Origin of the sequence: Pseudomonas sp. ADAK18, from assembly GCF_012935695.1 — a bacterium.
Classification (GTDB): Bacteria; Pseudomonadota; Gammaproteobacteria; order Pseudomonadales; family Pseudomonadaceae; genus Aquipseudomonas.
In genome coordinates this window covers 1,149,890-1,162,429 of the sequence record NZ_CP052859.1, presented here as the reverse complement: position 1 = coordinate 1,162,429, position 12,540 = coordinate 1,149,890, and the positions used below count along the sequence as shown (strand labels likewise).

Annotated in this window: 5 protein-coding genes; 3 read left to right on the top strand and 2 right to left on the bottom strand. The window is 60.6% G+C overall.

All coding sequences use genetic code 11. From position 1 onward, the window contains the following. Positions 1-45: 45 nt before the first annotated feature. Positions 46-1,566 carry a polyphosphate:AMP phosphotransferase gene (gene pap, locus HKK55_RS05390; RefSeq protein ID WP_169353685.1) on the bottom strand — a complete coding sequence of 507 codons (1,521 nt, stop codon included), beginning with the start codon at positions 1,564-1,566 and terminating at the stop codon, positions 46-48. Positions 1,567-1,679: 113 nt separating this feature from the next. After that, positions 1,680-6,524 carry an NEL-type E3 ubiquitin ligase domain-containing protein gene (locus HKK55_RS05385; RefSeq protein WP_169353684.1) on the bottom strand — a complete coding sequence of 1,615 codons (4,845 nt, stop codon included), beginning with the start codon at positions 6,522-6,524 and terminating at the stop codon, positions 1,680-1,682. 253 nt (positions 6,525-6,777) lie between these two features. On the opposite strand from HKK55_RS05385, the gene mnmC reads away from it, so the two are divergent. The 3 genes from mnmC (at position 6,778) to ngg (ending at position 12,489) form a co-directional block, all read left to right on the top strand. Beyond that, entirely contained in the window at positions 6,778-8,775 is a 1,998-nt protein-coding gene (mnmC, locus tag HKK55_RS05380; protein WP_169353683.1) for a bifunctional tRNA (5-methylaminomethyl-2-thiouridine)(34)-methyltransferase MnmD/FAD-dependent 5-carboxymethylaminomethyl-2-thiouridine(34) oxidoreductase MnmC, read from the top strand. Positions 8,776-8,967: 192 nt separating this feature from the next. Further along, positions 8,968-10,740 carry an N-acetylglutaminylglutamine amidotransferase gene (locus tag HKK55_RS05375; protein WP_169353682.1) on the top strand — a complete coding sequence of 591 codons (1,773 nt, stop codon included), beginning with the start codon at positions 8,968-8,970 and terminating at the stop codon, positions 10,738-10,740. Positions 10,741-10,743: 3 nt separating this feature from the next. Further along, complete coding sequence (gene ngg, locus HKK55_RS05370) at positions 10,744-12,489, top strand: N-acetylglutaminylglutamine synthetase (RefSeq protein WP_169353681.1); 1,746 nt, start codon at positions 10,744-10,746, stop codon at positions 12,487-12,489. Positions 12,490-12,540: the final 51 nt, after the last annotated feature.

The window sequence follows — 12,540 nt, the reverse complement described above, 5'->3', positions numbered from 1 at the left end:
TATCGACAGATCCCCGAAGGTGAATGAGCCCCCTCTCCACAGGGATTACTTTTTCTTCTTGCCCTTTTTGTCATGTTTGTCGGACTTGTCGAATGCGTCCTCCAGCGCCCGGTTGATGGTGCGCAACACCTTGACCCGCGCCCAGCGTTTGTCATTGGCCTCAACCAACGTCCAGGGTGAAACCTCAGTGCTGGTGCGATCGACCATATCGCCCACCGCCGCCCGGTAGGCGTCCCACTTGTCGCGGTTGCGCCAGTCGTCTTCGGTGATCTTGAAGCGTTTGAACGGAATCTCTTCCCGGGCCTGGAACCGTTCCAGCTGGGTCTGTTTGTCGATGGCCAGCCAGAACTTGACCACGATCACACCGGCATCCCGCAGTTGCTCTTCGAAGTCGTTGATCTCGCCGTAGGCACGCATCCAGTCCGCCGGCGTACAGAACCCTTCGATCCGCTCCACCAGCACCCGCCCATACCACGAGCGGTCGAACACAGTGAACATGCCCCGTGCCGGAATCTGGCGCCAGAAGCGCCACAAATAAGGTTGGGCCCGCTCGTCCTCGGTGGGTGCGGCAATCGGCACGATGTGGTATTGGCGTGGATCGAGTGCGGCCGCAACCCGGCGAATCGCCCCTCCCTTGCCCGCCGCGTCGTTGCCTTCAAACACAGTCACCAGGGCGTGCTTGCGCATGCGTTTGTCGCGCATCAAGCCAGAGAACCTGGCCTGCTCGGTAATCAACTGTTCCTCGTAATCGTCCTTATCCAGGCGCAGGGTCATGTCCAGGCTGTCGAGCAAGCTCATCTGGTCCACGGCGGACGGCAACGGCGCCGGGTTCATGCCACTGGCTTTGCCCTTGGGCACTTTCAAGGCGCTTTGCAGGCCTTCCAGCAGGATCTTGCCGACGGTCAGCCCACGGTAGTGGGCATCCACGCCTTCGATCACATGCCAGGGCGCATAGTCCCGGCTGGTGCGGCGCAATACGCGCTCGCCGAAATGCACGAACTTGTCGTAGGTCTCGGACTGCTGCCAGTCCAGCGGGCTGATGCGCCAGCTGTGCAGCGGGTCGTCCTGCAACGCCTTGAGCCGCGCCTTCATTTGTTTTTTGGACAGGTGGAACCAGAACTTGAAGATCAAGGCACCTTCATCGCACAGCATCTTTTCCAAACGCTCGGCACCGGCGATCGCCTGGTCGAGTCGCGCATCCTTGATCTCACCGTGAACCCGGCTCTGGAGCATCTGGCTGTACCAGTTGCCGAAGAAGACACCCATGCGGCCCTTGGCCGGCAATTGGCGCCAGTAGCGCCAGGCTGGCGGGCGGGCCAGCTCTTCGTCGGTCTGCTGGTCAAAGGTGCGCACCTCGATCAGGCGTGGGTCCATCCACTCATTGAGCAGCTTGACGGTTTCACCCTTGCCGGCGCCTTCGATGCCGTTGATCAGCACAATCACCGGGAACCGCCCTTGTTGCTGCAACTCGTACTGCACTTCCAACAAGGCTTCGCGCAACGCCGGAACTTCGGCGTCGTAAGTCTCTTTGTCGATGGCGTGACCGATTTCGGCAGATTCAAACATGAGCGGCTCCCTTCCAAGATGGATCAAGACTAGCGGATTGGGCATCACTGCGGGCAAGGAATTCCCAGGGCCTTGCCGTGGATCAATCGCCGGCCCCAATGGCAGGGACTCGCCTACCGTTCAGGCACATGACAGATACCAAGGTCCTGGTTTCTGATTATTTGCTGGGTCAAGCGCTCAACCACTCCGTTTACTGCCCGCTTGCGAGGTGAGCGCAGCGCTTCCATTTGACGCAGGTACTCGCCGTCCGTGAGGGCCTGGCTGTTCTCAAAGAGGGCTTGCTGCTGGGTGTCAAACGGCTCGGTTGCCGTAGCGAATGACTGAGGAAATTGCTGTTTGAGGTAGGACTTCCAGAAGGACAGTTGCGTGATGAAGCGCAAAAGTGCAGGCGACAACTCCGCGGCACGTACCCGTTGGTGCGCCTCTTCCAGGCCATCGCTGGTTACATTGGCCGACGATGTGAACCGTACATGCCTGGGCTGCCCCGGCAGGTCGAGGATCTTGGCCAACCCAGTGCGGTACGCCAGGCTGATTTCCAACGGTTCCAGGGTCGGGTTATCAACCGCATGACCCGCGGCAATTTGTTCCACTTGGCTGAGACGAAACAAACCACGCCCCAACTTCAGCAGCACTGCAGGATGCCCCTGAACACGTGCGGACAGTCGAGTCGCCTTCTCGACCTCCATCAGGACTTCCATCTGACTGAAAATATCGGCGGCCCCATCCGCGCAGTTCATCGGGTGTGCCGCCAGTTCAAAGACCCGTTCACGCAGATCGACGCTGTCATGAGTTGACTGCAGTACTTCCCAAACCCGCCGGCTCAAGTCTTCACGCACGTAACGGCTGTCAGCGGTGCCGGCCAACTGGGCCAGTACCTCGAACAAAGGTGTCGACTCCGGGTCATCGCGCAGGTTGGCCCACGTACTGCGCTTAGTGGCGTTTCTGGCTGCCACCTCATCCGGTAACCACAACGCCCGGGCTTTTAACTCGGTGAAACGTGGCGGGTCGTCATCCACATAGCCCATGCCAATCCCGACTTCCTCGCGGTAGCGGTTGAGCGCCGTAACTGTCGAGCGGGATAATGGGTTGCCTCCCAGGTTGATCGCCTGACTGAAACTACGTGTCGACGTGAACAACCAGTCGGGCAGAAGGGTTATCCAGTTGTCACGCAGGTCCACTTGATCCAGGTAGCCCAGCCGCTCAAGGCCTGTGGGCACGTCAGTGATTTTTGTGTCCTGTAACAACAGGGTGTGCAAATCGCGCATCTTGCCCACATCCAGGCTGCCCTCAACCGGGTTGTGGCTCAGGTTCAGCAGGCGCAACGTGCTCAGGTCGGCCAGCTTGCGCCGGGTGTACTCAGTCAGCGCAAGCTGGTTGCTGGCCACTGACAAACTGTCGAGCTCGGGCATCCGAGAAAGGTATTCCGGCAACCGGGTCAACTGGTTACGGTCCATGTCCAGGCGTCGCAGCCCCTTGAAACACTTCAGGAAGTAGGCGACGTCATCCTTCAGGCGCATGTTTTTTAGCGACAACTGCTGGACATGGTCGAAACGAATCTCGGGAGGCAGCACCGGCAAGGTGCCAACACGCATCCCATCCAGAGTCAGGCCGGCAACCGACTCTTGCTGTTCATTCAGGAGGAAGCTTTGCCGCCGCCAACAGGCTTCAATGCGTTCGGCCACTTGCTGGCGACTCTGGCGAATATCTCTGAGGCCAGGTTGTTTATCCAGGCCGCTGATGTTGGTCTTCCAGTGTTTGAGGATGGCGCGCAGACGGCGCAGGTCTGCCCGCAGACGTTCTACTGCCTTGGCCCGGGCGAGATCATCGACCCCCAGATCCATCAGCAGATCAGATGCCTGTAGGTCACTGATCAGGGGATAAAGCTTCTTCAGTTTGCGCACCAATGCGGTGGGACGCACCACTGGCCTCACCGGGGAATCCGAGACCCTGCAGGGCTTTTCTACCGTCAGCGGTTCGCGGCTTCTATCTGAAAAGGCCTCGGCCGCCATATCACGCTCACTCTGAGCCCTGGCGGCAACCATACGGCGCAGTCTCCAACCATTTTCGCTCTCCGTCAGCGACAGTCCCAGGGCTGTTCGTTGCTTATCCTCGAGCGTGCGCGCAATCGCCTCGAACATTGCGTCCGGGCCAGACTGGACGTTATCGAGGCTCTCGCCGTTGTCATCGAACGGCTGAAAACCTGCCGAAGACCTGACCACCACCCGGCGGCGCACGTCGGCGCCTTCCACCGCGCCAAGGGCCAATAGATCACCTCGGGGCGAATCCTGGCGCAGTTCCATCCACAGCTTCTCATCCCACCCCTCAATGCGCGGCAGCATTCGAACCCCGACACACTGTGTGTCGAAGTCGGCCAACTCCGGCAGTTCGAAACCGGCAAGGGCGCGGTCCAGGCGCTGCTCGTCCAGTACGCGCCCCACCGACTCTGCCAGCGCCATGGGGACACGCTGATTATCGCGCAGCGACTCACGCTCCACCGTCTGCGCCTCAGCCATCAACTCGCGGATCGCCGTGCACGGCAATTGCGGGTATGCCTTCCTGAGCGGCTCCCACTCTTGCGCCGCCGGCCCGTCATAAGACTGATACAACTGCTCAAACAGTGGCTTGCGATCAGCCTTGAGGTGGGCGAGTAATCGACGCGCCAATACGGTGTGTTCCTCATTCGCGGCAACACCGTCTCCCAGCAGGCCGATCTTTTGTTCGTCATCCAACCGCGACAACAACACATCAAATACTTGCCCCTCACTCAGTGCCTGCTCGGTGATGGTCAAGCGCTGACTGACATCGTCAGCCAGCCCGTTGGCGGGATAGCGCGCCTTGACGCCGCCCTGGGCGTCCTGCACCTCGAAATAGCGACCCTTGGGCCATCCGGGCAGCAGCGGCAAGGCATGCATCTGCAAGGCCGCACTTTCAGCATTGAGATAAACACCGCGTTCCAGGAGCCAGATCAGATCACGAATAGACTGCTCCAGCCTGAAGCGCTCGTATAAATCACGAAAGCGCGCGGGAAAAGGCAGGCACTCCTCGGCCAGGTGGTAACCCCAGCGGTGGGGTTTATCCATGATCTCCGTAATCAGTCGCAACTTTCTGGAGTCCAGCCTGGGGTGTCGACTCGTCGGGTCGAGGCGTGAAAAGAGATAGTGTTGGTCTTCCCACTCTTGCGGTTTTTCAAAGGAAAAGCGCCAGACCCCTTCGCCGTTATGCAGCAATCCCGGGCGATAGGCCGTCTGCCGCACGGGGTGGTGAGCCCGCCATCGGCCCTGCCTTGAGTCGAACGAAACCCGATGGACGAAACCATCGACTTTGACATACGTATGGCCATCCACCCTGTAGATACCTTCGGCATCTTCAACCACACCATCGAGCAGAAGTTGATCATGGCTGTACTGTGCAATGTCCGGGCGCCACAACCGCATGTTGCCGTCGTTCGAGCGTACGGCCTCCAACTCCTGGAAGTGGGCATCAAAGCTTAACCGGGCTCGCCTCAATACCTTACCGACAACCTTGGCTCCCGCTGCGAACAACACCATTGAGGTGATATTTTCCGCCACGGCGCCCAACTGCTTGAGCGCTTCGTCCTTGTCACCACGCCGCCAGTCTTCAATACCCTCATACACCTCACTGAGCATCTGCCCTACCGCGACCCCCGTCATCAATAACCCCAGCGCAGGGACGACGAAACCGGCAAGGTTGAGCAACGTCAACCCGGCATCCAGATACTCGAGCAAGCGTCGCTTGCGGACCTCTTCGTCAACATCTTCCACGGGGACCGCCAGTGTCCGCGCGTCGATTTGCAGTTTACCGGCGTAAGTCCCAAAAAAATGGTTCGCCAGGCTGGCCGTAATGCGTTTGGCCTCCAACACACCCAGCGTGCGGCTCTGATCAAACCGACTGAAAAAACCGACTCGATCAACCTCTCCCAGATAGCCGGTAAAGAAGGTGCGATAGCTGGCCACTTCCAACTTCAAGTCCAGGTAGACCTTGAAGTCGTTGAGCGAGGGATACTCGAAAAACGCTCGCCCTGGCTCATTCGGCATATAGACCACGCAGGGTTCCTGCGGGTGCTCGGCAATCGGCCGGTTTGAGAAGACGACGATGCTCCACAGGCAACTGTCGAGGGCATTCAGGCCTTGCCACATCACCGGGCGCCCCTGAAACAGCACGCCTTTGGCCTCGGCCGAAGGCCTATTCTGGTCAAGTAACGTACACACCATGGCATAGGTGCTCGAGGTGATATCGCCGCGCATGAGGGCGATGTGCGCATCGACTTTCATATCCAGGATTTTCATCCGCCCGATATCAATCGCCATCCCGCTGGTTACAAGCTCATCCTCGGTCGGCTCCGTGCCCAGGTCAAAAACCTCACTGATGTGCTGTTGATACAATCGGCCAAGGTCCAGGGTGCGACACCCTTGGGCGAATTCATGGGGGGTGACTGCAATCACCGCACCGGGGGCTGATCCCGATTGCAGCATTGATCCAGGAGCATAATGATCCGCGCGTTCCTCATCCTCGGAAAAATTTTGCAGCGCCATATGCAACAAGCTCTGCTGTTTCAGCGTGACGGTCCGCACATACGTCAGCGGACCGACTTCCCTCTGGAACTCATAGACACCGTGGATGAAAAGATCTTTTTCCGGGTCCACCCTTACCTGCCAGCGCTCTTGGCAGTAAGCCTTCAAGTGCTCATTGCAAAAGTCATCCAGTGGCCGTAATTGCTTCAAGCGTTCGGCGACCGTTGCCCTGGCGTCCTCCACCCGCCAGGCATCCCTTTCCAGCGCTTCCAGCGAACCTGACGGGGCGTTGATCATCCAGCCCGGCAAGCGCTTTTGCAGCACATCGGCCTTGGCCAGATCGCCCGTCATTGCCAGCAACGCGGCTTGCAACTGCTGTTGCGTCAATTGGTTGAAGGTTTGAGTCAAATCATCCTGTACCTGCATCAGCAATATCCTTTATTGCCCGTGAATCAGGTGTTAACGATACCCGGAGCACCGCGCTGGATTGACGCTGATTGTTGATCGTTCAGCAGGGCATTTCGACGATATTTTCCATGGGAAAACTAGCGGGTTACCGCCACGTTTTCGCCAAGGCAACGTCGGGCGTTTTGAGGGTTGTCGCGATCCTGACTGCCGTGGATCAATCGCGCGCCCCGTGATCGGCTAGAATGGCCACCTTGTCTTTGCCGAGTTGCCCATGAACCCCGTACAGCCCAATGCCCAGCTTGACTGGGACGACCAAGGCCGCCCTCGCTCGAGGGTGTTTGACGACGTGTATTTTTCCGACAAGTCGGGCCTTGATGAAACCCGTTACGTGTTCCTTGAGCAGAACCGTCTACAAGAGCGCTTTGCCGCCTTGCCCGTGGGCGGTAGGCTGGTAATTGGCGAAACCGGCTTCGGCACCGGGCTGAATTTTCTCTGCGCCTGGCAGTTGTTTGAACAGCACGCGGTACAAGGCACGCGCTTGCACTTTGTCAGCGTGGAAAAGTACCCGCTGAACCATGCGGATCTGCAACGGGCCCTCGCCCTCTGGCCGGAACTCAAGCCATTCGCCGATCAACTGCTGGCGCAATACATCGCTATTCATCAGGGTTTCCAACGGTTGGTATTGGACAATGGCCGCGTTACGCTGACGCTGCTGATCGGCGATGCCCTGGAGCAATTGCCGCAACTGGACGCGCAGATCGACGCCTGGTTCCTCGACGGTTTTGCCCCGGCAAAAAACCCCGACATGTGGACCGCCGAACTGTTCGCCGAATTGGCCCGGCTGGCAGCGCCAGGCTCGACCATCAGTACCTTCACCAGCACCGGTTGGGTGCGGCGCTTGCTCAATGGCGCCGGGTTCAAGATGAAGCGTACGCCGGGCATCGGGCATAAGTGGGAAATCCTGCGCGGTGAATTCCTCGGCTGGCCTGCCGATGCGCCGGCAGCGGAGATCGCCAAGCCCTGGTTCGCCCGGCCACCCGCCCTTGGCGGCGAGCGCCGGGCCCTGGTGATCGGCGGCGGCCTGGCCGGTTGCGCCAGCGCTGCCAGCCTCGCGGCACGGGGTTGGCAGGTCAGCCTGCTGGAGCGGCATGACGGCCTGGCCCAAGAGGCCTCAGGTAATCCGCAAGGGGTGCTCTATCTGAAGCTGTCCGCTCATGGCACAGCCTTGTCGCAGATGATTGTCAGCGGGTTCGGTCATACCCGACGCTTGCTGGAGCATCTGCAGCGCGGGGTAGATTGGGACAGCTGCGGCGTCTTGCAACTGGCCTTCAATGCCAAGGAAAGTGAACGGCAGGTACAACTGGCCGAGGCGTTTGCCCCGGATTTGTTGCATCTGCTGGATCGAGACCAGGCCCAGGTTCAGGCAGGTATTGCCCTGGAGCACGGCGGGATGTTTTTCCCGCAAGGCGGTTGGGTCCACCCACCTGCGCTTTGCCAGTGGCAGGCTCGCCAACCTGGTATTGATGTGCTCGTCCACCATGACGTACTTGAGCTGCGCAAAGTCGACGATCAATGGCAGGCCTGGGACGGGGAGCGGTTACTGGCCAGCGCGCCAGTGGTAGTGCTGGCCGGGGCCGCCGAGGTCAAGCGCTTTGCCGCCAGCGCCGGGCTGCCCCTCAAACGCATTCGCGGGCAGATTACCCGGTTGCCCCAGACCGTCGCCAGCGAAGCGTTGGCCACGGTGGTGTGTGCCGAGGGTTATGTCGCACCGGCGCGCTTGGGCGAACACACCCTGGGGGCCAGTTTTGACTTCAAGAGCGATGACTTGACCCCCACCGTCGCCGAGCATGCCGGTAACCTAGCCCTGCTACACGAGATCTCCCCGGACCTGGCGCAGCGGCTGCACGCCGATACGCTGGCCCCCGAAACCCTTGAGGGCCGCGCCGCCTTTCGCTGCACCAGCCCGGACTACTTGCCGATCGTAGGCCCCTTGGCCGACAACCCCGCCTTCACCCAGGCCTATGACGCCCTGCGCAAAGACGCCCGCCACACGCCGGATGCCACCTGCCCGTGGCTGGACGGCCTGTACGTCAACAGCGGGCATGGCTCACGCGGTCTGATCACGGCGCCGTTGTCCGGCGAGTTGCTTGCGGCTTGGCTGAACAACGAACCGTTGCCCTTGCCTCGAAGCGTGGCCGAAGCCTGTCATCCGAATCGCTTCGCCGTGCGGGCACTGATTCGCAGCAATGTCGCCAAAGCGGAAAAATAACCGGCCCCGCGCCATAGCTCCCACACATAGGCCCTACAGCCCGCCGGACATGCTCCTCAGGGCTGCAACCCTTTGCCTTATAACGGATTGTTCTAAAACTCTCTGAATACACTCGGGTCACTCCCTAGGTACCCGCCATTTTGGCGCGCTGCATTTTTACCCCTCCCCAACGGAAAAACCGGTAAGGAATTTATGTGCGGATTAGCTGGAGAGTTACGTTTCGATGCCCAACCTGCCGACCTGGCAGCGATTGAGCGAATCACCCATCACCTCGCCCCTCGCGGCCCAGACGCGTGGGGCTTCCATGCCCAGGGGCCGATTGTCCTGGGCCATCGGCGCCTGAAAATCATGGACCTGTCGGACGGCTCGGCCCAACCGATGGTCGACGCCCAACTGGGCCTGTCCCTGGCCTTCAACGGCGCCATCTACAACTTCCCCGAACTGCGCACCGAGCTTGAAGCCTTGGGTTACGCCTTCTATTCCGGTGGCGACACTGAAGTGCTGCTCAAGGGTTATCACGCCTGGGGCGAAGCTTTACTGCCCAAACTCAACGGCATGTTCGCCTTCGCCATCTGGGAGCGCGATGCCCAGCGTCTGTTCATCGCCCGTGACCGTCTAGGCGTGAAGCCGCTGTACCTGTCACGTACCGGCCAGCGCTTGCGTTTTGCCTCGGCACTGCCAGCGCTGCTCAAGGGTGGCGATATCAACCCGATCCTCGACCCGGTGGCGCTCAACCATTACCTGAACTTCCACGCGGTGGTGCCCGCGCCACGCACGCTGTTGGCCGGCATAGAAAAATTGCCGCCAGCCACCTGGATGCGTATCGAAGCCGACGGCAAGACCGAACAGCAAACCTGGTGGAGCCTGCCCTACGGCCCCCATGTGGACGAAGCCCACCTGACCCTGGAAGATTGGACCGACCGCGTACTCGACAGCACCCGCGAAGCGGTGGCGATTCGCCAACGTGCGGCGGTGGACGTCGGCGTGTTGCTGTCCGGCGGCGTGGACTCCAGCCTGCTGGTGGGCCTGCTGCGGGAAGTTGGCGTACAGGACTTGTCGACCTTTTCCATCGGATTTGAAGACGCCGGCGGCGAACGCGGTGACGAGTTTCAGTATTCCGATCTGATCGCCAAGCACTACGGCACCCAACACCATCAATTGCGCATCGCCGAAAGCGAAATCATCGAGCAATTGCCCGCCGCCTTCCGTGCCATGAGTGAGCCGATGGTCAGCCATGACTGCATCGCCTTCTACCTGTTGTCCAGGGAGGTGGCCAAGCATTGCAAGGTGGTGCAGAGCGGCCAGGGCGCCGATGAACTGTTCGCCGGTTACCACTGGTACCCGCAGGTGGATGGTGCCAGCGATCCGTATGGCGCCTACCGTGACGCATTTTTTGACCGCAGCTATGACGACTACGCTGCCACCGTCTCGCCGAAGTGGCTGACCGCCAATGACGCCGCCGGTGACTTTGTCCGCGAACATTTCGCCCAACCAGGCGCCGATGCGGCTGTGGACAAAGCCCTACGCCTGGACAGCACCGTGATGCTGGTGGACGACCCGGTCAAGCGTGTGGATAACATGACCATGGCCTGGGGCCTGGAAGCGCGAACGCCGTTTCTCGACTACCGACTGGTGGAGTTATCTGCTCGCGTACCGGGCAAATTCAAACTGCCGGACGGTGGCAAGCAAGTGCTCAAGGAAGCCGCGCGCCGGGTCATTCCCAGCGAAGTCATCGACCGCAAGAAAGGCTACTTCCCGGTGCCGGGCCTCAAGCACTTGCAGGGCAATACCTTGAACTGGGTGCGTGACCTGCTCCTGGACCCGAGCCAGGATCGCGGCCTGTTCAACCCTGCCATGCTCGACCGCCTGCTCACCGACCCGCAGGGCCAACTGACCCCGTTGCGCGGCTCCAAGCTGTGGCAACTGGCGGCGCTGAACCTGTGGCTCAGCGAACAAGGAATCTGATTGATGAAACCTCATGCCACGGCTTACAGCCAACGCTTGCTGCGGGGCCAGGCGCCCTCCTACGAGCGCCTGCAAGCCCGCTTCGCCGAAGACGGCAGTGCATTGAGCCCCAAGCCGATTGCCGTGCATTGCGGCTGGGGCCGGTTGTTGATCGGCCATACCTTTTGCGACCCGGCGAGCCTGGCCCAAGAGCTGCTCAACGAGCAGCCAGGGGAGCGAGACATCGCCCTGTATGTGGCCGCGCCGCAGCAGATCCTGGGGATTGATCCGCAGCAACTGTTTCTCGACCCCTCCGACACCCTGCGCCTGTGGTTCAGCGACTACCGTCCGGCAACGCGAGTATTCCGGGGCTTTCGCATTCGCCGGGTACAAAACGACCCGGACTGGCAGGCCGTCAATCACCTCTATCAGGCGCGCGGGATGCTGCCCGTGGACGCTGCGTTGCTGACCCCTCGCCATCAAGGCGGCCCGGTGTACTGGCTCGCGGAGGATGAAGACAGCGGCGCGGTGATCGGCAGCGTGATGGGGCTCAATCACCAGAAGGCTTTTCACGATCCGGAAAATGGTTGCAGCCTCTGGTGCCTGGCGGTTGACCCGCAATGCAGTCGGCCGGGTGTCGGTGAAGTACTGGTGCGCCACCTGATCGAGCATTTCATGAGCCGGGGCCTGAGCTACCTGGACCTGTCGGTACTGCACGACAATCGTCAGGCGAAAAGCCTCTACGCCAAGCTCGGTTTTCGCGCGCTGACCACCTTCGCCATCAAACGCAAGAACGGCATCAACCAGCCACTGTTCCTCGGGCCAGGCCCGCAAGCCGGGTTTAATCCTTATGCGCGGATCATTGTCGAGGAAGCCCATCGGCGCGGGATTGATGTGCAGGTAGATGACGCCGACACCGGTTTGTTTACGTTGAGCCACGGCGGACGCCGAGTACGTTGCCGTGAGTCATTGAGCGACCTGACCAGTGCCATCAGCATGACTCTGTGCCAGGACAAAAGCCTGACCCACAAGGTGCTCAAGGCTGCCGGGCTTAACCTGCCAGCCCAGCAACGGGCGGGCAGCGCCGATGACAACCTGGAGTTTCTCGACGAACACCAGCGCATCGTGGTCAAGCCGCTGGATGGCGAGCAAGGCCAGGGCGTCGCAGTGGATCTGCAGAACATCGAAGACGTGCAAAAAGCCATTGAGGCTGCACGGCAATTCGATAGCCGGGTGTTGCTGGAAAGCTTCCACGAAGGCCAGGACCTACGCATTGTTGTGATCGGTTTCGAGGTGGTCGCCGCTGCTATTCGCCGACCGGCCGAGGTGATCGGCGACGGCCAGCACTCCATTGGCGCGCTGATCGAAGCCCAGAGCCGACGCCGTCAGGCCGCCACCGATGGCGAAAGCAAAATCCCCATGGATCATGAAACCCAGCGCACCTTGCACGCCGCCGGCTACGAATACAGCAGCATCCTGGCGCAAGGCGAACACCTGGCCGTGCGCCGCACCGCCAACCTGCACACCGGCGGAAGCCTTATCGACGTTACCGCCATCCTCCATCCGACCCTGGTGGACGCCGCCGTGCGCGCCGCCCGTGCCCTGGACATTCCCATGGTGGGCCTGGACCTGATGGTGCCGGCTGCCGACCAACCGGAGTACGTCTTTATCGAAGCCAATGAACGGGCCGGGTTGGCCAACCATGAACCGCAGCCGACAGCAGAGAAATTTGTGGATTTGTTGTTTCCCCACAGCCAGCCGGCGGCTTGAGAACGGTGTTGCCTGCACCGGCCCACTCATCGAAACCATCGATGCCCTCAA